Raw genomic sequence first — 23,403 nt, forward strand, 5'->3', positions numbered from 1 at the left:
CGGGCACGCCCGGCCACCGGGCCGGTGCCCTGCCCCCTCCGCCGCCTCCGCCCGCGACGGCCCGTCGCGGGCACGCCCGCCTCGCCGCGCTCGCCCTGGTCGCGGCGATCCCGGTCACGGCCGCCGCGGCGGTCCTGCTGTCAGCGCCGCGCTCACCGGCCGCCGTTCCGGCCCCGGCACGGACGAGCGCCGCCCCGGCGCCCCGGACGCCGCCGCCGACCGCCTCCCGCGTCACCGACGCGCTGGGCCGGCTGCGCCCCATCGTCAGCCGCGGCTACGCCGCCGGAGAGATCCGCTCCGACGTCGCGATCGACCTCGACAACGTCATCACGAACCTGGAGAACGACCTCACCGCCGACCGCGACGTCGACGTCGGCGGCCGGATCGCCGAACTCCACGACAAGATCGCCACCCGGCGGAGGGAGCGCGGCCTGTCCCCCGGCCTCGCCGACGAGCTGAACCGCGTCCTCGCGACCGTCCGGGCATGACGGGGCGGCGGGACGCCGCGGCGTGGCGGCGCGAGGACCTCCCCCGGACGCCGCCCGCCGCCCGCTTCCCCTGGCTCGCGCTGGCCGGCGTCGCCGCCACGATCGCGGCGGCGACCGTGCTCGTCCTCGGGATCGGCGACACCCTCTCCGCCCGCGACGACTCCGCCGGACGGCTGCTCCCGCTCCAGGCGGCGTCCCCGCCCGCACCGTCCCCGCCCGCGGAGTCAGGTCCGCGGACGCCCTCGCCCCCGCCCGCTCCCCCTCAGCCGCCGCCGACGGAACCGGGCGTCGACGAGGTCCTCATGAGGTTGCGGCACGCCGTGGACGAGGGCGTGGCCGCGGGGGACGTCCGCGACGACGTCGGCCTCGACCTCGGCAACGTGATCGAGCGAATGCTCCACCACGGGCGGCGCGGCCGCGCGGACGTCGCCGCCCTGCGGCACAAGATCGCCACCCGCGCCCGGGAGGGCACCATCACCGGCGGCCGCGCCGAGCAGCTCCGCGTGATCCTCGACGGCGCGCACCCCTGACCGCTCACCCGGCGACCGCCCGGACGGACAGGGGCTTGACGAAGGCATATCGTTTATCGTTATTATCGAAAAACGATACGCTCCCCAAGGAGAGTTGAGACATGACACTGGCCGCGCGCTGGACGAAGATCGACAGCCGTTTCCTGGAACTGCTCATCGGGCTCGGCCTGCTGCTGGTCGGACTCTTCCAGGCCCTCTTCCCGATCCTCGGCGTGACCGGGCCCTTCCCGCCGATCGACACCCGCGACGTCGACCTGCGCTCCACCGCGCGGGTGCCGGACCTCGCGGCCGGCGGAACGGTCCTGCGCGGCACCCGCCACGCCGAGCTGGCGGTCGGCGACCCCGGCCTCGGGGACCGGGTGCTGCTCGCCGCCCCCGAGGTCCTCCGCGCCGCGCTGATCATCGCGATCCTGTCGATCCTGATGCGGATGGCCGCGACGTTCCGCACCGGCGACGTCTTCGTCCCGGCGAACGTCCGGCGGCTCTTCGCGATCTCCACCGCCGTCCTGCTGCTCGGCACGGCCGCCCCCGCCGTCGACATGCTCACGACGAACGCGCTGGTCAGCGGCACCCCGATCGAGGACGCGGTCGAGATCGGCTTCACGGTGCGGGCCTCCACCGTCCTGCTGGCCATCCTGATCGCCGCGCTGGCCGGGGCGTTCGGGCACGGCGCCCGCCTGCGCGCCGACACCGAGGGCCTGGTCTGATGCCGCCCGAGGACCCCCACCAGATCACCGTCCACCTGGACAAGATCCTCGCCGACCGCGGCATCACCCTGGTCGAGCTGGCCGAACGCGTGGGCGTGACCCCCGTGAACCTGTCCATCCTGAAGAACGGCCGCGCCAAGGCGATCCGGTTCACCACCCTAAGCGCCCTCTGCCGCGAGCTCGACTGCCAGCCCGGCGACATCCTGTCCTACACCAAGGACTGAAAGCCCAGAGACCCGCAAAGCGCAACAGTCGACCCAAGGACCGCAACCGTCGGACACAGGGCCAGCAACCGTCGAACGCAACGACAGCAACCACTACAGCAACCACCAACAAGCCAAACCGTCGCGATTGCGAGCGAAGCCAGGTTCGAGCCTGCGAGAACCTGATCGCCGAGTGAGCCGCCAGGCGAACCGAGGCGATGCAGCAATCGCACGTGTTTTTTGGGCGGTCGGCGCCCCCAAGGCGCCGACCGCCCAAAAAACACAATAAATACAGCAGGCACCTCTCCGGATGAGGTGCCTGCTGTGCGGGGTACGGACGAACCGGGCCTCGCGGTCCGGGTCAAGGCTTCGCCCGTTTCCCGTGTCAAGGAGGGGTGTCAGGCGCGGGCGATCACTTCCGTTTCTGGCTCGGGGACGGGACGGGACGGCCGGAGCCGGCGCGGGGTCATGCCAAGGGCGGCGATCGCTGCGATCGCCATGAACGCGCCGACCATCAGCCAGGCGTGGACGTAGGCGGTGTGGGCGTCCGGGTAGCCGTGGGGGGTGCCGAGGACGGCGACGGCGAGGCTCACGCCGAGCACCGCGCCGATCTGCCGGCTCATGTTCACCACGGCGCTGCCCGTCGCGTAGCGGTGGGGCGGCAGCTCGACGGCGGCGGCGGACAGGATGGTGGGCAGGGCGAGCCCGACCCCCGTCCCGCCGACGAGCCAGCCCGGCAGCATCTCGGCGGCGTAGGCCGGCGCCGGGCCCAGGCTCATCGCGATCAGGACGACGCCGAACGCGCACAGCGTGCACCCGACCGCGGTGATCAGCCCGACCGGGACGCGCGCGGAGAGGCGTCCGGCGACGAGCGCCATCACGGGGACCATCAGGGGGCCGGGCGCGACGGCGAGCCCGGTGCGGATCGGCGAGTAGTGCCAGACCTGCTGCATCCACAGCACGCCGAGCAGCAGGTTGGCGGCGAACGCGACGGTGAACAGCAGGACCGCGGCGTTGGACCAGAGGAACGTGCGGACGGCCAGCAGCGCGGGCTCGATCACCGGCGCGGGGTGGCGCAGGGAGCGCAGCCAGAACCAGGCGAGGCCGAGCAGCGCGGCGGCGGCCACGAGGACCGTCCGCTCCCCCGGCCAGTCGTTGATCTTCACGACGCCGAGCGCCAGCAGCGCGATCGCGGCGGTCGCGACGGCGGTCCCGAGCAGGTCGGGGACGCGGGCCGTCACGCCTTCGCGCGAGTCGGGGACGAGCCGGGCGGCGAGCAGCACCGCCGCGATCCCGATGGGGACGTTGACCTCGAACACCCAGCGCCAGGAGGCGTCCACGAGGACGCCGCCGACCGCCGGCCCGGCCGCGGCGGCGATCGCCGAGGCCGCCGACCAGATCCGCACCGCGCCGCCGCGCCGCTCCGCCGGGAACGCCGACAGCAGCAGCCCGAGGCTGGTGGGGATGAGCGCCGCGGCGCCCGCGGCCTGCACGACGCGGAAGGCGACGAGCCACCACAGCGACGGGGCGGCGGCGCAGGCCTGGGAGGCGAGGGTGAAGACGGTCAGGCCGAGCAGGAGGCCGGCCTTGCGGCCGTAGCGGTCGGCGAGCCGGCCGAGCGGCACCAGCAGGGCGGCGAACACGATCGCGTATCCGTTGAGCACCCATGACAGGTCGGCCATCGACTCCCCGGCGAAGTCGCGGCCGATGTCGGTGAACGCCACGTTGACGATGAACAGGTCGAGGCCCGCCATGAAGGAGGCGACGGAGAGCACCGCGAGCACCGGTCCCCTGCGGACCCGGCCCGCGCCGCGCACCTGACTTTGTTCCACCATAGTCAGGGAGGCTAGCGAGCCCCCTGACTTTGGTCAAGCAAAGTCAGCAGGTTTATAGTGGAAGGGTGACAATCTCACTGGAAGGGCACTTCGCCGACCGCGACGCCTGGTCGATGCAGAACTGCCCGGTCGCGAGGACGCTCGCCGCGCTCGGCCCGCCGTCGGCGGTGCTGGTGCTCAGCGAGGCCTTCTTCGGGACGAACCGATTCGGCGACTTCGTGCGCAACCTCGGCATGACCGAGTCGGCCGTCACCGCGCGGCTGCGCCACCTCGTCGACGCCGGCCTGCTCACCAGGGAGCCCTACCAGGAGCCGGGGCAGCGCACGCGGTACGAGTACCACCTGACGAAGATGGGCCTGGACCTCGCGCCGACCCTCGTCAGCCTCATGGAGTGGGGCGAGACCTACCTTCCCCACGAGGAGGGCCGCCAGGTCATGCTGACGCACGCCCGCTGCGGCGAGCGCGTGACGGCGCAGGTCAGGTGCGCGGACGGCCACGACGTCGCGGTGGACGAGATCGTCATGGGGCCGCCGAGCGCGGCGGACGAGGACCAGGGGAACGGCGGGGGCGAGCCCGGCGGATCCGGGGGGTGACGCGCGGCCGCGCGGCGGTCACGCGTGCCGGGTGCCGCCCGCGAGCCGCAGCGCGTGCTCGACCAGCGAGACGAGCACCTCCTTCGCCGACCCCGTCCGGCGCGCGTCGCACAGCAGGACGGGCACGTGGGGGTCGATGTCCAGGGCCGTCCGGATCTCGGGCGCCTCGTAGCGGTCGGCGTCGTCGAAGCAGTTGACGGCGACGACGAACGGCGTGCCCTTGCGCTCGAAGTAGTCGATCGAGGCGAAGCTCGCCATGAGCCGCCGCGTGTCGGCGAGCACGACCGCGCCGAGCGCGCCGCGCGACAGCTCGTTCCACATGAACCAGAACCGCTCCTGGCCGGGCGTCCCGAACAGGTAGATGGCGACGCCGTCGCGCAGCGTGATGCGGCCGAAGTCCATCGCCACGGTCGTGGTGGTCTTGGCGGCCACGCCGTCGAGGTCGTCGACGCCGACGCTCACGTCGGTCAGCGCCTCCTCGGTGCGCAGCGGGCGGATCTCGCTGACGGCGCCGACCAGGGTCGTCTTCCCGACGCCGAACCCTCCGGCGACGAGGATCTTCAGCGCGACGCGCGGACCGTCCGCCCGGTCGTCGGGCTCGTCCGGTTCCGCGGTGGCGGGGGGCGGGGCGTCAGAGCGCGCGGAGTTCATCGAGCACCCTCCTGAGCAGGTTCGGGTCGTTGTGCGGCTGGAGCGCGGTCACCGGGCCGAACGGCCCGGACGGCGACGGCGCCGGGGACCATCGCTGGACTTCCAGGAGGCCGGAGTCGAGCAGGTCGCCGGCCAGCACCCGGATCACGCCGAAGGGCAGGTTCAGGTCCGAGGCGAGGTCGGCGAGGGCGTGCGGGCGCCGGCACAGCGCCAGCAGCCTGCGCTGCTGGCGCGAGAGCCGGCCGGGCTCGGGCGGCGGCCGCCCGGTCGCGACGAGGATCGCCACGATGTCGAGCGGCTCGCCGCTCGGCCGGGTGCGGCCGCGCGTCACCGCGTAGGGACGGACGATCGGCCCGGCGGCGGCGTCGAGCCACCGTTCCCTGCCGGGACCCCGGGGAGCGCCGGGCCCGTCACTGGGGTCCATGGCGGGTCACCGGTGTCCGGGCCCGGGCGCGCCCTGCCTGAGTCCGGTGGACAGCTGCCTGCCGACCCGCTTGACCAGCATCGTCATCTCGTAGGCGACGAGGCCGGCGTTGGCTCCGACCTCGCTGAGCAGCGCTAGGCAGCTGTTGGCCCCGGCCGGGACGACGAAGAACAGGCCCTTGTCCATCTCGACGAGCGTCTGCCGGATCTCGCCGGAGTCCAGTTGCGGGCGCGCCCCGACGGCGAGGCTGTGGAACCCGGCGGCGAGGGCCGCCAGGTACTCGGAGTCCTCGCGCCCGACGCCCCGCGACATGCCCATGACGAGCCCGTCCCGGGACAGCACGACCACCTTCCGGATCTGCGGGACCCGGTCGACCAGGTCGTCGAGGAGGAAGTTCAGCTCGGCGGCCGCTCCCTGATAGGTCATGATCTTCCTTCCATGCCGTCCGCGGGTCCTTCGGGCGCCTCGTCCTCGTCCCGGCCGCGCAGCCAGCCCGCCTGCAGCGACGCGAACAGGTCCCGGGACGCCTCCGCCGACCGTTCCTCCCAGGCGGCGATGGCGTCGCCGGTGGCGGGCTCTTCTCCGTACGGGCCGGTCTCCTCGTAGGAGCCGGTGTCTTCGTAGGCGCCGGCGTCGCGCAGCTGGGGCGCCAGGCTCCCGCCGCGCACCCGGCGCGGCAGTGGGGCGCGCCCGCCGCCGGCCGTCCCCGCGTCCCCGAACGGGGTTCCCCCGAACGAGGTCTCGCCGAACGACGCGGGCGCCGCGTACCGGCCGGCGCCTCCGCGGTAGGAACCGCCGCCGTAGGCGGGGCGGGGACCCGCGGCCTGGAACGGACGCGTGGCGTCGGTCGGCGGCGGACCGTGCGGCGGTGGGGTCCCGAACGACGTCGGGGTCTGGTCACCGTCGTCGAACCCCACCGCCACGTTCTGGTCCGGCTTCTCCTCGCTCTTCCACTGCGGGAAGGACACCGGCGTCTCTGGCGGCACCGCTTCACCGGCCGGCCCCGGGGCGTGGGGCGCCCTGCCGTTGGGCACCGGGTGGCCGGGCACCGCACTTCCGGGCACTGCGCTTTCGGGCACCGCACTTCCGGGCACTGCCCTGTTGGGCGCCGTGTCGGTCGACGCCGCGTCCTCGGCGGGGGCGATGTCGTACACCGGCGCGTTGAGCGTCGCGGTGGACGACGGCGCCGGAGGCGTGGGCCATGCGCGCATCGACCCGTTCGCCGCCGCCGCGCCCCGCTGCTGGACGGGGCCCGCCTGGACGGCGCCGTCATCGTCCTCGGGCTGGTCGGCGTCCACGATCAGCTGGCGCGGGATCAGCACGACGGCGCTGACGCCCCCGTACAGGGACGGCTGCAGCGCGACCTTGATGCCGTGCCGGCCGGCGAGCCGGCCGACGACGAACAGTCCGAGCCGGTCGGTGACGGCCAGGTCGAACTCGGGCGGCCGCGCCAGCCTCAGGTTCAGCGCGTCCAGTTCGGACTGGTCGAGCCCGATGCCGCGGTCGATGATGTCGACGGCGAACCCGTTGGCGCCCATCTCGCCGCGGACGAGCACCTCGGTGGGCGCGGGCGAGAACACCGTGGCGTTCTCGATCAGCTCGGCGAGCAGGTGGATGATGTCGGCGACGGCCTCGCCGATCACCGCGGCCTGCCCGGACACCACGACGATCTCGACCCGCGTGTAGTCCTCGACCTCGGCGACCGCGGCGCGCAGCACGTCCTCGACGTGCACCGGCCGGCTCCAGCCCCGTCCCGGTGACGTCCCGGACAGGATGACCAGGCCCTCGGCGTGGCGGCGCATGCGGGTGGTGAGGTGGTCGAGGCGGAACAGGTCCTCCAGCACCTTCGGGTCGGAGGCGTCGCGCTCCATCTCGTCCAGCATCCGCAGCTGGCGGTGCAGCAGCGACTGGCTGCGCCACGCGACGTTGAGGAACACGCGGCTGATGCCCTGCCGCAGGTAGGACTCCCGCACGGCGGTCTCGATCGCGGTGTGCTGCACCTTGGTGAAGGCGTCGCCGACGCGCGCGACCTCCCGGGACCTGCCGATGACCAGCGGCGGCGCCTCGGCGTCCACGTCCACCTCCTCGCCGCGCCGCAGCCGGGCGACGACGCCGGGCAGCCGGTCCTCGGCGAGCTTGAGCGCGGCGCGCTGCAGCCCGCGCAGCTCCCGCGACAGGCTGCGCGCGGCCAGCAGCGACAGCACGATCGAGGCGACCACCGCGAGCAGTCCGAACCCGCCCGCCAGGACGAGCCGCATGATGATCCGCTCACCGATCGGCTTGGCCATCTCGTTGAGCGCGAGGCTCGCCTCGGTGACCTTCTGCGCCCACGCCTGGGACAGCAGCTGCGTGGTGGCCTGCCAGTCCGCGGCCTCGGGCGGCAGCCGGTCGCCGCGCGCGTTGACGATCGCGTCCTCGGCCGCCCGGTACCGCTGGAACTCCGGGGACGCCGCGAGCCTGGCGAGCGGCCCGCGGATCCGCTCGTTGAGGTCGGCGAGCCCGGCCTCGAACTCGCGCCGCCCCTCCGCGGCCCACTGGACGAACGCGGTGTGCTCGGCGGAGGTGAGCCGCCCGTTGCGCGCCATCGCCGCGGTGACGAGCGAGTCCTCCCGCAGCATGTAGGCGCGGGCGTTGCCGATGCCGATCAGCGCCCGGCCCTGGGTGAAGATGGCGACGTCGTTGACGGTCACCAGGCCGTCGAAGACCTTGATGACCTGGTCGAGCAGGACGCTGTAGGAGTTGATGACCTCCAGCGGCTGGACCCGGCCCGAGTCGACCCGGGCGCGCAGTTGCGGCAGCCGGTCCAGCGCCCTGACCGCGTCGGCGAGCCGCCGCTTGGTCGCCGGCTCGGCCGCGTCCCTCGCCTCGGGCGACAGCGCGGTCGAGCGGAACGCCTTGTCCACGGCGCTCACCCGGGCGCGCTGCCCGCCCAGCTTCTGCCGGTCCGCGGGGTCGCGCGTGCTGAGCGCGACGACGCTGAGCGAACGCTCCGCCTGGAGCTGGTTCACCAGGTAGATGCCGGGAAGGCCCACCTTCTCGTACGTCGTGGAGAAGTCGTACTTGTCGAACGCGTCGCCGAGCGTGATGTTCGCGGCGAACGCCCACAGGGTGATGAGGGACACCAGCGGGACCAGCAGCAGCGCCGTGATCCGCAGCCGGATGGGACGCCGGCGCCGGGGCCTTCTGCCGGACGCGTCGTCGCGGGGTGTCGTGCGGGACATCGAGATCACTACCTCTAGCCGGGGCCGGGCCGCGCCGCCGGCGTGTGCGCGCCGGGGCGGCCCGTGTGTCAGGGGTGCGGGGTCAGGGGCGGGCCTCGTCCAGGGCCGCGCGGGCGACCAGGCCGCGCAGCCGACTGGTGATCATCGCGACGGCCTGGGCGTGCCCGCGCAGGGCCTTGTCCCGCGCGGTGTACTGGCCGATGTCGGCGTGCATCGCGTGGTCGGACACGATCGTCTGCCACAGCAGCGGCCTTCCGTTCGCCGCGATGCCGAGGTCGATCACGGTGAACCAGGTCGAGACGACCACGACGACGGCGCCGACGCGGATGACGTCCTGCGCGAGCAGGCGTCCCCGCACGTCGAGCAGCAGCCGCTGGGCCTCCTCGGCCGTGGCGCGCCGCCCGTCCTCCCGGTAGTAGTCGGGGGGACGGCGGGGATCGGCGGGCCGCCGGCCGGCGGGCTCCCCCGCGGGCCGGTGGTCGCCGGGCCCCGGGTCGGCGGGCCTTCGGTCGACCGGCCCCCCGTCGGAGGGCCGCTGGTCGGCGGCCGGTTGCCCGAGGGGCGGCTGGTCGGAGGGCCGCTGTTCGGCGGGCCACCTGTCGGCGGGCCACTTGTCGGCGGGCATGGCGTCAGCAGGCATGGCATCTCCCATCGCCGTACCGGGGTGCGCGGGAGAGGCTCAGTGGCCGGGGTGCTCGTCCCGCGGCCAGGCGCGCACCTCGCACCAGACCGCCTTGCCGGAGGCGGTGTGGTCGGTGCCGTGCCCGTCGGCCATCACCGCGACGAGGAACCAGCCGCGCCCCGTCTCCTCCATGAGGTCGACCGGCCGCGCCGTCGGGACGGCGGCGCTCTGGTCGTGCACCTCGATGCGGAGCCGGGCGCCGGCGCGCAGCAGCCGCAGGCACAGCGCGCCCCCGGCGTCCGGCGCGTGCCGGACGGCGTTGGTGACGAGTTCGGACACCAGGACCTCGGCGTCGTCGGCGATGTGCCCGATGCCGGACGCGGTGCTGACGGACCTGCTGAAGCGCCGCGCCGCGGGCACGGACTCCCGCTCGGCGGGCAGCGTCAGCTCGCCGAGCAGGACCGCCGGCGGCTCGTCCAGGCCCCGCAGCCCGTTCGGCGCGGCGCCGTTCGGCGGCGCGACCGGCGACGCGGTGGTGGTCAGGTGGCTCGGGAGTGGGGTGCTAGGGAGTTCGATGGTGTGGTGGTCGCCCGACATCATGAACGCCTCCTTGACTAAGGCGTGCCGCCCGATTCCAGCCCTGCCGGGGTGCGAGGCTGAGGTGGGCGTGGGGGGGTTGTGCCGGTGCCGCCGCTGTCCGGGCAGACGGTGGCACGGCGTGCGAGGGACGCGGCCGCCTCATGGCGGGCCGCTCCCCTCGGACCGGGTGCCCGCCCGGGCTCGCAGCAGCCGGGCGGTGCTGGTGAACCACGCGTAGTTCTCCTGCTCGAAGCGGCGTCCGCGCAGGCACGTGAGGTAGGGGCCGAGAGGGGACCCGGTGCGCAGGAAGGACTCCTCGTCCTGGTCGCCGCGCAGGTGCTTGAGGGTGCGTTCGAAGACCTCGACCTTGGCCGCCGAGGCCACCGCCCGGTCCTCCAGCTGCGCGATGACGGAGTCGGCGCAGATGTGGTCCACGGCCTGCACCATGACGAGCAGGTTCTCGCGGATGATCCCTGGCTTGGCGGGGGTCACGGCGAACCGTTCGAGCTCGTCGACGCCCGCCTGGGTGACGGTGTACACGCGCTTGTTGGGTCGATCGTGCTGGATGATCTGCCGCCCGCTGATCAGACCTTCCGTCTCCAACCTCGACAGCTCCGAGTAGAGCTGCTGCGGTACGGCGTGCCAGAAGTTGGAGACCGACAAATCGAAGATCTTTGCCAGCTGGTAACCGCTGTACTCGCCGTCGAGCAGCGCCGCCAGCACAGCGTGACGTAGCGCCATCGGCCTTCTCTCCCCGCCTTGACTCAGGGTGATGCCCGACGTTAGCAGACAACGACATGATTAGTCATCATGTTGACTAGGATTGGTCAGCGTCGATCGGTGCGGGCGCCTCGCGGAGGCCGGCGACGCCCGGTTCGAGGTCGGCCGCGAGTTCGGTGATCTTCCCGGTCAGGAACGCCTCGCGGGTCAGCCGGCGCTGCATCTTCCCGCTGGTCGTCCGCCTGACCGAGCCCCGCGCGGCCAGCACGACGCTGACGGCGGGCAGCTCGAACGTGCGGGCCACCCGCGTCCTGACGGCGGAGGCCACCTCCTCCAGGGGCGTCCCGGCGGCCGCGCGGGTGCTGATCTCCTGGACAACGACGACCTGCTCCCGGCTCGCGTCGACCGCCGCGCCCCCGCCGGGCCGGCCGCCCGGCGGGGCCGGGCCGAGGTCGGCGTCGAGGGCGGGGTCGATCGCGAAGGCGGCGCCGAGCAGGGCGGCCGGATGGGATGCGCGGGCTACCTCTTCGATGTCGTGCGCGTGGATGTTGCGGCCGTTGACGATGATCAGGTCCTTGATCCGCCCGGTGACGTAGAGCTCGCCGTCGGCGGTGAAGCCGAGATCGCCCGTCCGCAGGAAGGGGCCCTCGCCGGTGGACGTGCGGGCGCGGAAGGTCGCCTCGGTCTGCTCGGGGCTCCCCCAGTAGCCGCGGGCGACGCTGCCCCCGCGCACCCAGATCTCCCCCACGCGCCGGTCCGGCCGCTCGGCGCGGGTGTCGGGGTCGACGACGCGGACGTCCAGGGTGACGGGACGGCCGCTGCTGACGAGCCGCCTGGCGCCGCCGCGGGCGGAACCCTCGCCGGGAAGGCCCGGCTCGTCCGCGGGGACGGCCTCGTTCCGCGCGAGGGCCCCGGCGTCAAAGTCGCGGACGACCGGGCCGCCGCCCAGGGGCGCGCCGGTGATGAGCAGGGTCGTCTCGGCCATCCCGTAACACGGCATCCACATCGAGGGCCGGAACCCGACCGGGGCGAACCGCTCGGCCACCGCCTCCAGCGTCGCGGCCCGGACGGGCTCCGCGCCGTTCTTCACGACGGTCAGCGACGACAGGTCGAGGCCCTCCATCTGCCGGTCGGTGACGCGGCGCAGCGCCAGCTCGTACCCGAAGTTGGGCGCCACGGTGATCGTCCCCCGGTACCGGGTGATCAGCTCCAGCCACAGCACGGGCCGCTTGATGAACGTGATCGGCGAGGTGAACACGTACCGGCAGCCGAGGTAGAGCGGCTGGAGGAACTGACCGACCAGGCCCATGTCGTGGTAGTGCGGCACCCAGCCGACGCCGACGGTGGCGTCCGTCCCCTCGATGCGGCGCTTGATCTCCTCGCCGTTGGCCAGCAGGTTGCCGTGGGTGACCATGACGCCCTTGGGCTCGCTGGTCGACCCGGAGGTGTACTGGAGGAAGGCGACCGTGTCCGGGCCGGACCGCTGAGGGGTCCAGTCGCCGGCGTCGGTGTCCTTGCCCGCCTGGGTGTCCAGGCAGTGCACGCGCCCCTTCAGCCCGGCGGCCGACAGCCACGCGTCGAGGGTGTCGCGGTGGGCGGTGTCGGTGAGGATCAGCGCGACGTCGGCGTCCTCGATGATCCGGCGGGTGCGGCCGAAGCGCCCCGCGTCCAGGTCCGGGAGCGGGGCCGGGACCGCGATGACGCGCGCGTACAGGCAGCCGAGGAAGGCCGCCAGGAACTCCAGCCCCTCCGGATAGAGGAGCAGGACCGCCCGGTCCCGTAGGCCGCGCGCCTCCAGGCGGCAGCCGAGCGCGCGGGCCTTGCGGTCCAGGTCGGCAAAGCCGAGCACGTTCTCCCTGTACCGGCGCCCCGGCTCCTCGCTGATGAAGGTGAAGGAGCGGGCGTCGCCGTGCGTCCGGATGTTCTCCCGGACGTGCGACACGAAATCTCTCGTCGTCTCCGGTGGCCCGGCCATGGTGTCAGCCGTCCTCGGGCGAGAGGAGCCGGGAGAGCGGGAGCGAGGACAGGGACAGCAGGGAGAACCAGCGCCGGTCGCCCTCGCCGCGGAACATCGCGTCCTCCAGCGGCGGGAGGAAGTCCTCGGACAGGACGGTGTCGGGCTGCGCCCGCTGGAGCAGCCGCTGCAGGCACAGGACGAGCCACTGGCCGTCCTCGAACGCCCCGCCGAACACCTCCCGGTTGTGGAGCCAGGTGAGCATGCACGACGTCATCGCGTGCAGCTCGCAGTACCGCCTGGCCCGCGTCAGCGCCGCGACGGAGGAGGTGTCGCCCTCGTTCGCGCGGATGCCCTCCTCGATCCTGGCGCGCAGGGCGCCGATGGCCGACAGCAGGTCCTTCAGCTCGGCCGCGACGCCGGGCGCGGCGTGCGCGTTCGCCGCCGCCAGCACCTCCTCGGAGATCTCCTCGAACCGCTGGCCGATCTCGTCGCGCCCCTCGTTGGTGAGCTGGAGCTGGCGGCCGTCGGGGTCCCAGGCGGGCGGCGTCCGCGTCCAGCCGAACAGGTCGGCGAGCAGCTCGTCCTCGCGGCCCGTCTCCGCCGGCGGGTCGATCAGGAAGGGCAGCTGGCCCGCGACGTTGGCGAGGTTCACGTGCGTGGTGCCCTCGAAGATGCTCGCGATCGCGTGGTCGCGCTGCAGCTTCTGGAACACCCCGTGCGCCACGCCCTCGCGCAGGTAGCCGCGCGCGGCGAGCACGGTCCCGATGCTGGCCACGACCTCCTCGCCGAGGACGGGCACGAAGTACTTCACGATCGAGGACCACAGGCTGAGCCGGCCGGGCGCGACCGTCAGGCAGCGCGCCACCGGGATCGCCACGCACTCGGCGATCAGCAGGTCCAGGTGCGCCTTGACCAGATGGTCGCGGATCACCGGGATCCGGTAGATGTCCGATCCGTACAGGGTGCGCTGGCGCGCGTACTCCATCCCGATGCGCACCACCGCGTCCATCGTCCCGACCGACAGCGCCGCGATCGCGGTCCGGGTGATCTGCAGGGTCTTCAGCGTCTGGACGAGCCCGGAGCCGCGCCGCCCGATCACCCGCTCGGCGGGCAGCCGCGCCCCGGAGAACGCGACGCCGGACAGGTCGTGGCCGCGCAGCCCCACCGTCCGGACGGGAGGCAGCGTCGACCACGCCGCCGGGTCGAGTTCCCGCTTGTCGACCAGGATGAGGGAGAAGTCGCGCGGACCGGTCTTCGCATAGGTGGTGACGAACCGCCCGCGGGTGGCGTTGCCGACCGGCCACTTCACCCCGGTCAGCACCAGCTCGTCGCCCTGGATGTCGGCCTCCGACTCCGACGCCATCACGTCGCTGCCGTGGTCGGCCTCCGAGACGCCGAAGCAGGCCAGGTCCCCGCGCAGCACCCCGTCCGCCACCGTCCTGCGCTGCCACGCGTCGCCCCACAGCCACACCGGGTTGACCGCCAGCAACCCGGACCCGTACATGACCGCGACGGTGACGCTGCGGCGCGAGATGCCGCGGGTGACGAAGAACAGCTCCTCCAGCGTCGTCAGGCGCCCGCCCAGCCCGCTCGGCACCAGGTACTTCGGGAAGCCCCACGCCCGGACGGCGTCCACCGCGCCCGGGGGGAGCTCGTCGCGCTCCTCCGCCTCCACGATCGCCTTGTAGGAGAACGGCCCGGCCTCGTCGTCCATCGGGTCGCCGAGGTAGCCGTCCAGGTCGGCGGCGATCCGGTGCGCCGGCGCCAGCCGCTCGCCCGGGGGCCGTCCGGGCGCGGAGCCCCCCGAGGCGGGCCGCTCGGGCGCGGGGCTCTCGGACCCGGGGGTCGCCGCCGCGGGGTTCTCGGACGAGGGGTTCTCGGAATGGCCCGGGTGGACGGAACGCGCGGGGTGGACGGAGTTCTCGGCGTGGGCCCCGGTGGCGGAGTGAGCGGGGCGGGCAGGGTGCACGGGGTGTGCGGGGACCTTGCTATCCATTTTTCCTTCGACTCCCTTGTGTGGGTCGCGCCTTCGGGTTCGCGGGCCGCGACTCCTGTGCGGGTCGGCTCCCTATGGCTGCGCGGTGTCGCCGGACGGGCCCCCCGCGTCGTCGGCGCCGGTCGGATCCTCCATGCGCCTGCCGACCACCCGGGCGAGCGTCATCGCCGCGGGCAGCGGGCGGACCATGACGGTCAGGCTCGTGACCAGCCCGGTCTCGCCGAACCTGAGCAGGTCCAGCCCCTGGAGGTCCTTGCCCAGCACCCTGGCGCTGAAGACCAGGGCCTGCGCGGGCGGGCCCGCGCCGTTCGTCCCGCCCGAGGGGACGCCCACCAGCTCGTCGGTGTAGTGGAAGTCCTCGAAGACCTCCAGCAGGACGCCGAGCAGGGAGGCGACGGCGTCGCGCCCCAGGTAGGGCTTCACCATCACCGGGCTGCGGAACTCGATGCCGGGGTCCAGCGCATCGGTGATCGCGGCGAGGTCCTTGGCCTCCACCGCTGATCGGAACGTTCCGGGAACCGTCATCCGGCTGCTCCCTTTCGCTTGCCGTGTCGTCAGTCGGCCGTCCTCGGCGGGACGGCTCCGGCGGGGGGCGTGTCCTGGGGCGGGTCGCCGGGTTCGTCGGCGGGAGCGGCGGGTCCGGGGGCGGGAGCGGCGGCGACGGCGGCGCGGGCGAGGTCGCGCGCCCAGACGCGGTAGCCCGCCGCCGACGGGTGGAAGCCGTCGGCCGCGAAGAGCCGCCGGTCGCGGGCCATCGCCTCGTCCATGGGAGCGTGGACGGCGCCGCCCGCCGCGGCCGCGTCCCGGGTGATCCGGTCCATGGCGCGCGCCCGCGCGCCGAGGACCGAGCGCAGCGGCCGCGGCAGGGCGGGGAACCGGTGCACCGGCGGCATCCCGGCGACGAGCACGGTCGCCTCCGGGAACCGGCCGCGCACGAGGGCGACGAGCTCGGTGACGTCGGCCGCCCACCGGCGCAGGGGACGCCGCCTGAGCAGGTCGTTGATGCCCGTGGTGACGACGACCAGGTTCGGCGCGGAGCCGTTCGCGGGCGGGACGAGCCCGCCGATGATGCTCCGGGCCGTCGCGCCGTTCCGGCCGGAGACCGACCAGGCCACGCTGCGCCGGAGCCGCTCGCCCAGCTCCTGCGCCAGGAAGCCGGGCAGCGCCTCGGCGTGCCGGGACGCGCCGACGCCCACCGCGGTGGACTCGCCGATCACCATGACCCGGAAGGCGGGGCCCCGCCCGGGGTCGGCGCCGGCGACGAAGCCCTGCTCGTCCCCGGTCGCCGGGTCCAGCCGCGGTGTCCGCCGCACCGTCCGCCATGCCTGCACCACCAGTACGGGAGCGAGGAACGGCAGCATCGGCGAACGGAGTGCGCGGGCGACGGAATGTGCTCTTTTCATCAGTCTCCCAGACTGCCGGATCGACCCCCGGAACTCATTTCACCCGCTCGCCGAGCAGGCTTGCCGCAATCTGCGCCATCACTTTCGCGACATAGGCGTGCCCATCCGGATTCAGATGGATTCCGTCGGCGCTCCACATCGCGGGATCGGCGACCGTCGCCACCGTCTCCCGTTCCGGGAACACCATTCCGAACTCGCGCGACACCCGGTCGAGTTCGGCGTTGAAGTCGTGAATTCGCTGGACCGTGCGTTTCTTGCGGAACTGCGAGATCGGGGTGATGTCCAGCAGCGGCGGCCGCGGCACCGGGATGGCGAGGACGACCGCGCCGCGCCCGCGGGCCCAGCCGAACAGCTCCGCCAGCCGGCGCGCCGCGGCCTCCCGCTCGAAGCCGCGCAGCGCGTCGTTCATGCCGCAGCCGAGCACCACCAGCCGCGGCGCCAGCCCGCGCACGGCGGGCAGCTGGTCGCGGACCACGTCCTCGACCGTCGCGCCCGGGTCGGAGGCGTTGAGCATCTCCTCGCGGGGGATCCCCAGGTGAAGGGCCAGTCGTCCGGCCCAGCCGAGCCACCCGCCGGCCGGATCCGGATCGTCCTGGCCCTCGGCCACGCTGTCGCCGAGCACCACCATGGCGGACCCGGCGGCGCCGGCGCCGCCCACCTCGGGGGGCCGGCCGGCCATCACGCGACGAGGTCGAGCAGGTAGTCGGTGAGGTCGGCCACGGTCTCCCGGCGCCGCGCCTCGGCCACGTCGACCTCCACCTGCAGGTGGTCCTCGATGTCGCTGATGATGCTGATCGCGTACACCGAGTCGACCCCGTAACGGGCGAGTTCGACCCCGGGATCGATGTTTTCCACAGGCCTGTCGAGGTAGAAGGCGATCTTGTCAAGAAGCCACGATTGCAGCTCGTCGTGGGAAATTATTTCCGATCGGGACACCGCCACTCCTCCTTATGTCAGAGGATCATCGAAACAATCGCGATTGGTAACGGAAGACGAGCAACACGCAAGATACAGCCAAATGGTTGGCGTGTCTCGATCCGCATGTGAACGATCGGACACGGAGGTGTCTCCGTCCTGTAAACCGAGTCAGTGGTACGGTAAAAACGGCGATAAGTTACTTACCAGTAACCACTTCCGATAAGGGCCCAACGCCCGCGGGCGCGGCACGCCGTCCCCGCGCGCCCCACCGATACGTCCTCCCCCGCGCGACTTCCGGCGGCACGCCACCTGCGCCGTTCCCCCACCGGGCCGGCCCGGGCGCGCCCCGGCGACGGCCGCGAACCGGGCATGTTCCGGGAGAGTTTCGGACAACCCTTCGACCCGGTCCCGTGCGGCATGGCCGAGAGTGCCTTACCTGAAGGCAAGGGCCACCTGTCCCTTCAGTCCCCGCCCTCAGTCTGCCAGGACACGCTTACCGGACCGTTCAGCCGCGAGACCACGGGGTTGGGCTCGCGCCGCTCCGCGAGCCGCTCGCGGAGGGTCTGCGTCTGCCGCGCCCGCCAGCGGTACACCGCGAGGCGGTGGAATCTGACGAGCGGCGCCGCCGCCGGACGCGTCCCCTCCGTGATCGCGTAGCCGTGGATCCGCAGCCGGGACGCGAGCACGTGCTGGACGAGGTCCGCGTCGCAGGCCTCCAGCCGGTGGCGCCAGGCGCCCACCTGGCGGCCGTTGACGGCCTCGTGCGTGCCCAGATGCCACTTGCGCGTCGTCGGCACCGTCCTCCGCGCGTGCCGGTACGCCGTCGTCATGGCGGGGTCGTACTCCTCGCCGAGGAACGCGCACAGCCTCGTCAGGGCGTCCTCGGGGTCGGCGACCAGGTCCTCGTAGCGGAACTCGTAGAACGTCTCCGGCCCGAGCCGGGTCCGGAGGCGCGCGCCCATGTCGACCGCCTCCCGCCACGTCAGCGCGGCCGTGTGGATGTCGCCGTCGAACCACGGCATCCGCACCAGGGAGCTCACCGCGTCGCGGCCGTCCCGGACGAGGTGGATGAACTGGGCGTCGGGGAACATCCGCCGCAGCATCGGCACCCGGCGGAAATAGCTCGGCCGCTTGTCCCCCCAGCGCGGTTTCCCGTGCTGGCGCGCGTACGCGCGGAACACGGCGGCGATCGCCGACCCGAGCGTCGGCGGCCCCTGCACGATCTCCTCGACCACGGCGGCGGCGTCCAGCCGCAGCACCCGGAACTTGGTGCCCTCCCCGCCGGTGATCCATTCGGCCAGCGCGCGCCGGTTCTCCGCCCGTTCCAGGTCCCCGAACCGGTGCCGGATGTCGTAGGAGACATGCACGAACCGTGTCTCGGAGGGGAACGCGATGCGCCGGTGCGAGTGCAGCATCTGCTGGAGCAGCGTGGTCCCCGAGCGCGGGCACCCGAGCACGAAGATGGGTCGGCATGACTCCCCTGTCATGGCCCGCGAGTACCCGCACCCCTCGCGAAGAAGCTCAAACGAACCTCAACAGATCCTGAAAACCGCAGGTCGCAGGAGTCTCACGTTCCCCGTCGGCCCCTCGCGCCCGCCCGGGCCGGCCTTCCCCGCCCCGGCGCCGGAGGCGTGCCGGCCCCGCACGGCGCCCTGTTCCTCCTCGTTCACCCGCCCGCCGGATGCGTCCGAAGTGGTGGAAGAAGGGCCTATGCGGCGGCGGCCGGTGTCGCCGGGCGGACGCCGTCCGCGTCACCGTCGCCGGTCGCCCCTGCCCTTCCCGAGTAATGCCCGATGTGCGGATTCCGTGGGCGCGCATTGAGCGGCGAGATATGCGATGGCCGGCGTGCGGACACTTCCCGAGTGGCTCACGCCCCGTGTCCGCCCGCGCTCCGCCATTTTCCGCCGCCGACGTTTCCGGCGTCGCGATGGGGCGTCCAGGACCGCCGGAAAAGCGGTCGCGGCCCGAGACGGTCCAAGGGTCCTTCGGGGACGGCCGGGGTCGCGGCGATCACGGCCGGCCGTTCCTGGCGGTCGCCGCCGTGATCCCGTCTCCGCCGTCGCGGAACGCGGTCCCGGCCCGCTGGTCGCCGGCCGGGAGCGCCGCGCGTCAGCAGATGCGCGGCAGCGGGTCCCCGACCAGGAGGTCGACGATGCGGGTGCCGCCGAAGGCCGTCCTCAGCAGCACGAGCCCGGACGGGTCGTCGGTCACGCGGCCGATGACGGCGGCCTCCTCGCCCAGCGGGTGGGCCCGCAGCGCCGCCAGCGCGTCCCGCTCGCACTCGGGGGCGACCACGACCACGGCGCGGCCCTCGCACGCGACGTACATCGGGTCGATCCCGAGCAGCTCGCAGGCGCCCCGGACGGCGGGCCGGACGGGGATCGCGTCCTCCTCCACCACCACGGCCGTCCCGGCGTCCGACGCCAGCTCGTTGAGGACGGTCGCGACCCCGCCCCGGGTCGCGTCCCGCATCCGGCGCAGGCCCCCCGGGCAGGCGTCGGCCAGGTCCGCGAGCAGGCAGGTCAGCGGCGCGGTGTCCGAGACGACGTCGGCCTCCAGCTCCAGCTCGCCGCGCGCCAGCATGATCGTGACACCGTGCTCGCCGATCGGCCCCGTCACCAGCACGACGTCCCCGGGGCGGACCTCCCCCGCGAGCCGGGACCGCACGACCCCGACGCCCGCCGTGGTGACGAAGCAGCCGTCGGCCTTGCCGCGCTCCACGACCTTGGTGTCGCCGGTGACGATGTCGACGCCCGCCGCGTCCGCCGCGCGCCGCATCGACTCGGTGACGCGGCGCAGGTCGGCGACGGGGAAGCCCTCTTCGAGGATGAACCCCGCCGACAGGTGCAGCGGCCTCGCGCCGCAGACGGCGAGGTCGTTGACCGTCCCGTTGACGGCCAGGTCGCCGATGTCGCCGCCGGGGAAGAACAGCGGCGACACGACATGGCAGTCCGTGGTGAAGGCGAGGTCGGCGCCGTTCACCCTGAAGAGCGCCGAGTCGTCCATGCGGTCCAGGAGCGGGTTGGCGAACGCCTCCCGGAACACCGCCTCGACCAGCGTGTGGGTGGCCTTGCCGCCGGAGCCGTGCGCGAGCGTGATCGTGTCCTCGCGGAGCCGCGCCCTGCGGCCCCGCGCGCGCTCGATGCGTTCCAGGACCTGCTCCTCGCGGACGGTCATCGCACGGCCTCCCTGACCCCGCCGGGCTCCCCCGCCCGGCCCGCCTTGCCGATCCGCTCGCGGGTGAAGCGGCCGAAGTTGTAGTACGCGGCGCAGGCGCCCTCGGACGAGACCATGCACGTCCCGATCGGCGTCTCCGGGGTGCAGGCCGTCCCGAAGACCTTGCACTCCCACGGTTTCAGGACGCCCTTGAGCACCTCGCCGCACTGGCACGCCTTCGGATCGGCGACCCGCCCGCCGGGGATCTCGAAGACGCGCTCGGCGTCGAAGGCGGCGTACTCCTCCTTCATCCGGAGCGCGGAGTGCGAGATGAAGCCGAGGCCGCGCCACTCGAAGTACGGCCGCGGCTCCATGACCCTGGAGATCGCCTCCAGCGCCCGGGGGTTGCCGTCCCACGGGACGACCCGCCCGTACTGGTTCTCGACCTCCGAGCGGCCCTCGGCGAGCTGGGCCAGCAGCATGTGCACCGACTGCAGGATGTCCAGCGGCTCGAACCCGGCGACGACCAGCGGTTTCCCGTAGTCGCCGGTGATGAACGAGTAGGGCCCGCAGCCGATCACCGTCGACACGTGGCCCGGGCCGAGGAAGCCGTCCAGGCGCAGGTCCGGCGAGTCGAGGATGGCCTTGATCGCCGGAAGGATCGTCACGTGGTTGCAGAACACCGAGAAGTTCCCGACCCCCGCCGCGGCCGCCCGCAGCACCGTCATGGCGGTGGACGGCGCGGTCGTCTCGAACCCGATCCCCATGAACACCACGCGCCGCGACGGGTTCCGCTCGGCGATCCTCAGCGCGTCCAGCGGCGAGTACACCATGCGGATGTCCGCGCCGGCGGCCTTGGCGTCCAGGAACGACCCCCGGCCGCCCGGCACCCGCATCATGTCCCCGAACGACGCCATGATGACGTCCGGCTGCGACGCGATGTGGATCGCGTCGTCCACCCGCCCCATCGGGATCACGCACACCGGGCAGCCCGGACCGTGGACCAGCGAGATGCTCTCCGGCAGGTAGTCCTCCAGGCCGTGCTTGTAGATGGTGTGCGTGTGGCCGCCGCACACCTCCATGAACTTGTAGTGCCGCCCGGGCTCGCACAGCGAGGCGATCGAGGCCGCGAGGACCCTCGCCCGCTCCGCGTCCCGGTACTCGTCGACGAAGCGCATCAGTCGATCCTCGATTCCCGCAGCGCGTCGATCTCGTCGTCGTAGGCCTCGCCGAGGCCCTCCAGCAGCGCCAGCGTCGCCCTCGCCTCGTCCTCGTCGATCTTGGACATGGCGAATCCGACATGGATCAGCACCCAGTCGCCGGCGGCGAGCCGCTCCCCGTCGAGCAGGGCGGTGTTCACCGCCCGCCGGACGCCGGTCACGTCCACCGTCGCCACCGGGCGGTCCGGCATGATCTCCACGATCTCGCCCGGTATCGCCAGGCACATCAGAAGGCCTCCCCCGCCAGTTCGAGCTGCGTCAGTTCCCAGAGCGCGTGGTAGATCGTCGTCTGCGCCTCCTGGACGCGGTGCACCGACGACGACGGGACGGTGAACAGGTGGTGCAGGCCGGGCGTCTCCGCCATCTGCCCCCCGGTGTATCCGGCGAGCCCGACCACCGTCATCCCGCGCCGCGCCGCCTCCCGCAGCGCGGCGATCAGGTTGTCGGAGTTCCCGCTGGTGGACAGCGCCAGCGCGATGTCGCCCGGACGCCCGAACGCGGCGAGCTGCCGCGCGAACACCACCTCGAACCCGACATCGTTGGACAGCGCGGTGACCACGGCGACGTCGGTCGTCAGCGCCAGCGCCGGCAGCGGCCGCGCGGACCCGCCCGGATTGAGGAACAGCGAGGCGACGTCCTGAGCGTCCGTCGAGCTGCCTCCGTTGCCGAACGTGAAGAGCCGGCCGCCGGAGCGGAACGCGCCCGCCATCCGCGCGGCGCAGGCCGCGAGGTCCTCGGCGTACTGCTCCAGGACGGCCTCGCGCAGCCGGACGATCTCGTCGGTCTTCTCGCGCGTCGAGCGGCGCACGTCCTCCAGCAGGGTGTCCAGCCCCGAGCCGCCCGCGTACAGGAAGGGATAGAGCATCTCGGTCACGTCGTCACGACCCCGATCGCCTCCTTGGCGTGGACGAGCACGGTGTCGCCGACATCGGCGTCCACCAGCGCCACGCTGACCCGTTCGATCCGGCCGCCGCCGACGTCCACGTCCGCGAGGCCGTCGGCGAGGAGCCGCGCGACGACGACCGGGACGGCCTCGTCCGCGCAGGTCACGCAGTGGTCGCCCGCGCATTCGGTCACGCCGTCACCTCCCGGCCGAGCACGCCCGGCTGCTCCAGGAACACGTGCACCAGCTCCCACAGCACGTGGTAGGCGGTGACGTGCACCTCCTTCACGACGCGCGGGTCGCCGGACGGCACGGTGACCAGGTGGTCGACCGCGCCGGCGAGCGCTCCCCCGTCCCCGCCCGCCAGCGCGACCGTCAGCATGCCGCGGTCCCGCGCGCACTCCATGGCGCGCAGCACGCTGCCGCAGCGGCCGTCCGGCGAGATCCCGAACGCGATGTCGTCCGGGCCGCCGAAGCAGCGGACCTGGTGGGCGAACGCGTCGTCGAAGCCCGCCCCGGCGCAGACGCCGGTGAGCGTCGCGACGTCCCCGGTGAGCGACAGCGCGGGCAGCGCCCGCTTGCCGACGATCACCGGGTGCACGAACTCGACCGCCACGTGCTGCGCGTCGGTGGCGGCGGCGCCGGTCCCGAAGGTGAGCAGGCGCCCCCCGCGGTGGAACCGGGCCGCCATCGCGTGGCAGGCGGCGGCGATGGCGCCCGCCTCCTCGGCGAGCGCCGCGCCCGGCTCCGCGCGCCGCTCGAACACCTCCGCCACGGCGGCGGTCACCGGCCGTCCCCCGCGGGCGGGGCCTGCCGGGCGCGCGGCGACATGTCCACCGCGAGGTCCCAGCGGTCCGACAGCTCGTGCGAGATCGCGTGGGCGTCCTCGCACATCGCCGCCGCGATCCCCGCCGTCGCGGGGTCCCCGGCGCGGTCGGCGAGCCGCCGCAGCGTCTCGCCCGCCGCGATCTGCAGGTGGACGGCGACGTAGGCGTCCCGCATGTGCTTGACCGGGTCGCGGTGGCCGTGGCCGATGCCGCCCTCCAGCACCGACGCGAGCAGCGTCCCGGCGTCGCGCGCGACGCTCGGCGAGGCCCCGTGCGCGTGCAGCCGCGCCTCGATCGCCCTGGTGTACGCCCGCGCCCGCTCGGCTTTGTGGCCGCGCGGCCGGCACAGTTCCGGCTCGTCCGCCGCCGCGGTCAGCATCTCGCTGAGCGCGGCCTCGGCGTGCTCCTGGAGCGCGTGCGCGTCCTTCAGGTGGCCGACGAGCCGCCGCTCGATCGTCGTCATGAGCGTC

General features: G+C 73.4%; 26 protein-coding genes and 1 pseudogene. 5 read left to right on the top strand and 22 right to left on the bottom strand.

Features of this window, described 5'->3' with window-relative positions:
• The 4 genes and pseudogenes from ABWI04_RS31090 to ABWI04_RS31105 all read left to right on the top strand — a co-directional run.
• Positions 1 to 488, top strand: a pseudogene (locus tag ABWI04_RS31090) (hypothetical protein); the annotation flags it as partial.
• Positions 485 to 1,018: a hypothetical protein gene (locus ABWI04_RS31095; protein ID WP_345173486.1), complete on the top strand. Its 534-nt coding sequence runs from the start codon at positions 485 to 487 to the stop codon at positions 1,016 to 1,018. The pseudogene ABWI04_RS31090 and the gene ABWI04_RS31095, both read left to right, overlap by 4 nt.
• 101 nt (positions 1,019 to 1,119) lie before the next feature.
• Positions 1,120 to 1,725, top strand: a complete 606-nt coding sequence (locus tag ABWI04_RS31100) for a DUF2975 domain-containing protein (RefSeq protein WP_345173485.1) — start codon at positions 1,120 to 1,122, stop codon at positions 1,723 to 1,725.
• Complete coding sequence (locus tag ABWI04_RS31105) at positions 1,725 to 1,949, top strand: helix-turn-helix domain-containing protein (protein ID WP_345173483.1); 225 nt, start codon at positions 1,725 to 1,727, stop codon at positions 1,947 to 1,949. The genes ABWI04_RS31100 and ABWI04_RS31105 overlap by 1 nt, the downstream gene beginning before the upstream one ends.
• Before the next feature lie 377 nt (positions 1,950 to 2,326).
• Here the strand turns inward: ABWI04_RS31105 and ABWI04_RS31110 are convergent, their stop codons facing one another.
• Complete coding sequence (locus ABWI04_RS31110) at positions 2,327 to 3,763, bottom strand: MFS transporter (RefSeq protein WP_345173482.1); 1,437 nt, start codon at positions 3,761 to 3,763, stop codon at positions 2,327 to 2,329.
• Positions 3,764 to 3,828: 65 nt separating this feature from the next.
• On the opposite strand from ABWI04_RS31110, the gene ABWI04_RS31115 reads away from it, so the two are divergent.
• Positions 3,829 to 4,356 carry a winged helix-turn-helix transcriptional regulator gene (locus ABWI04_RS31115; protein WP_353834664.1) on the top strand — a complete coding sequence of 176 codons (528 nt, stop codon included), beginning with the start codon at positions 3,829 to 3,831 and terminating at the stop codon, positions 4,354 to 4,356.
• Between the two features lie 18 nt (positions 4,357 to 4,374).
• On the opposite strand, the gene ABWI04_RS31120 is transcribed toward ABWI04_RS31115, so the two are convergent.
• The 21 genes from ABWI04_RS31120 to ABWI04_RS31220 all read right to left on the bottom strand — a co-directional run bounded on the left by ABWI04_RS31120 (position 4,375) and on the right by ABWI04_RS31220 (position 23,396).
• Positions 4,375 to 5,007: a GTP-binding protein gene (locus tag ABWI04_RS31120; RefSeq protein ID WP_345173479.1), complete on the bottom strand. Its 633-nt coding sequence runs from the start codon at positions 5,005 to 5,007 to the stop codon at positions 4,375 to 4,377.
• Positions 4,988 to 5,431, bottom strand: coding sequence for a DUF742 domain-containing protein (locus ABWI04_RS31125; RefSeq protein WP_345173477.1), 444 nt, complete (start codon positions 5,429 to 5,431; stop codon positions 4,988 to 4,990). Before ABWI04_RS31125 ends, ABWI04_RS31120 begins: the two co-directional genes overlap by 20 nt.
• A 6-nt stretch (positions 5,432 to 5,437) precedes the next feature.
• On the bottom strand, positions 5,438 to 5,857 hold the full coding sequence (locus ABWI04_RS31130; protein WP_185032209.1) for a roadblock/LC7 domain-containing protein: 420 nt from the start codon (positions 5,855 to 5,857) through the stop codon (positions 5,438 to 5,440).
• Entirely contained in the window at positions 5,854 to 8,652 is a 2,799-nt protein-coding gene (locus ABWI04_RS31135) for a sensor histidine kinase (protein WP_353834665.1), read from the bottom strand. The genes ABWI04_RS31130 and ABWI04_RS31135 overlap by 4 nt, the downstream gene beginning before the upstream one ends.
• A gap of 82 nt (positions 8,653 to 8,734) precedes the next feature.
• On the bottom strand, positions 8,735 to 9,292 hold the full coding sequence (locus tag ABWI04_RS31140) for a hypothetical protein (protein WP_345173474.1): 558 nt from the start codon (positions 9,290 to 9,292) through the stop codon (positions 8,735 to 8,737).
• Positions 9,293 to 9,331: 39 nt separating this feature from the next.
• Entirely contained in the window at positions 9,332 to 9,874 is a 543-nt protein-coding gene (locus ABWI04_RS31145) for an ATP-binding protein (protein WP_345173472.1), read from the bottom strand.
• Between the two features lie 138 nt (positions 9,875 to 10,012).
• Positions 10,013 to 10,594, bottom strand: coding sequence for a PadR family transcriptional regulator (locus ABWI04_RS31150; RefSeq protein ID WP_345173471.1), 582 nt, complete (start codon positions 10,592 to 10,594; stop codon positions 10,013 to 10,015).
• 76 nt (positions 10,595 to 10,670) lie between these two features.
• Complete coding sequence (locus tag ABWI04_RS31155) at positions 10,671 to 12,548, bottom strand: fatty acyl-AMP ligase (RefSeq protein WP_353834666.1); 1,878 nt, start codon at positions 12,546 to 12,548, stop codon at positions 10,671 to 10,673.
• A gap of 4 nt (positions 12,549 to 12,552) precedes the next feature.
• The gene (locus tag ABWI04_RS31160) at positions 12,553 to 14,526 is read right to left on the bottom strand and encodes an acyl-CoA dehydrogenase family protein (RefSeq protein ID WP_353834667.1); all 1,974 of its coding nucleotides are present in this window, start codon (positions 14,524 to 14,526) and stop codon (positions 12,553 to 12,555) included.
• Positions 14,527 to 14,598: 72 nt separating this feature from the next.
• Positions 14,599 to 15,051, bottom strand: a complete 453-nt coding sequence (locus tag ABWI04_RS31165; protein ID WP_353834668.1) for a nuclear transport factor 2-like protein — start codon at positions 15,049 to 15,051, stop codon at positions 14,599 to 14,601.
• Positions 15,052 to 15,080: 29 nt separating this feature from the next.
• A complete protein-coding gene (locus tag ABWI04_RS31170) occupies positions 15,081 to 15,929 on the bottom strand; it encodes an SGNH/GDSL hydrolase family protein (RefSeq protein WP_353834669.1) in 849 nt (282 codons plus the stop codon).
• 34 nt (positions 15,930 to 15,963) lie between these two features.
• Positions 15,964 to 16,557, bottom strand: a complete 594-nt coding sequence (locus tag ABWI04_RS31175; protein WP_345173463.1) for an SGNH/GDSL hydrolase family protein — start codon at positions 16,555 to 16,557, stop codon at positions 15,964 to 15,966.
• 50 nt (positions 16,558 to 16,607) lie between these two features.
• Entirely contained in the window at positions 16,608 to 16,871 is a 264-nt protein-coding gene (locus ABWI04_RS31180; RefSeq protein ID WP_312879214.1) for an acyl carrier protein, read from the bottom strand.
• Positions 16,872 to 17,308: 437 nt separating this feature from the next.
• Positions 17,309 to 18,334: a sulfotransferase family protein gene (locus ABWI04_RS31185; protein WP_353834670.1), complete on the bottom strand. Its 1,026-nt coding sequence runs from the start codon at positions 18,332 to 18,334 to the stop codon at positions 17,309 to 17,311.
• A 622-nt stretch (positions 18,335 to 18,956) separates the two neighbouring features.
• Complete coding sequence (gene hypE, locus ABWI04_RS31190) at positions 18,957 to 20,024, bottom strand: hydrogenase expression/formation protein HypE (RefSeq protein ID WP_345173460.1); 1,068 nt, start codon at positions 20,022 to 20,024, stop codon at positions 18,957 to 18,959.
• Complete coding sequence (gene hypD, locus ABWI04_RS31195; RefSeq protein WP_345173458.1) at positions 20,021 to 21,181, bottom strand: hydrogenase formation protein HypD; 1,161 nt, start codon at positions 21,179 to 21,181, stop codon at positions 20,021 to 20,023. The genes hypE and hypD overlap by 4 nt, the downstream gene beginning before the upstream one ends.
• Entirely contained in the window at positions 21,181 to 21,450 is a 270-nt protein-coding gene (locus ABWI04_RS31200) for a HypC/HybG/HupF family hydrogenase formation chaperone (protein WP_185032181.1), read from the bottom strand. Before ABWI04_RS31200 ends, hypD begins: the two co-directional genes overlap by 1 nt.
• A complete protein-coding gene (locus tag ABWI04_RS31205) occupies positions 21,450 to 22,088 on the bottom strand; it encodes a D-sedoheptulose-7-phosphate isomerase (protein ID WP_345173618.1) in 639 nt (212 codons plus the stop codon). Before ABWI04_RS31205 ends, ABWI04_RS31200 begins: the two co-directional genes overlap by 1 nt.
• Before the next feature lie 5 nt (positions 22,089 to 22,093).
• Complete coding sequence (locus ABWI04_RS31210; protein ID WP_345173455.1) at positions 22,094 to 22,300, bottom strand: HypC/HybG/HupF family hydrogenase formation chaperone; 207 nt, start codon at positions 22,298 to 22,300, stop codon at positions 22,094 to 22,096.
• Positions 22,297 to 22,893 (bottom strand): D-sedoheptulose-7-phosphate isomerase, encoded by a 597-nt coding sequence (locus tag ABWI04_RS31215; protein WP_345173453.1) that lies wholly within the window; start codon positions 22,891 to 22,893, stop codon positions 22,297 to 22,299. Before ABWI04_RS31215 ends, ABWI04_RS31210 begins: the two co-directional genes overlap by 4 nt.
• Positions 22,890 to 23,396, bottom strand: a complete 507-nt coding sequence (locus tag ABWI04_RS31220) for a DUF892 family protein (RefSeq protein ID WP_353834671.1) — start codon at positions 23,394 to 23,396, stop codon at positions 22,890 to 22,892. Before ABWI04_RS31220 ends, ABWI04_RS31215 begins: the two co-directional genes overlap by 4 nt.
• Between the last annotated feature and the right edge of the window lie 7 nt (positions 23,397 to 23,403).

Source organism: Actinomadura sp. NPDC000929 (assembly GCF_040492065.1).
GTDB lineage: Bacteria > Actinomycetota > Actinomycetes > Streptosporangiales > Streptosporangiaceae > Spirillospora > Spirillospora verrucosospora.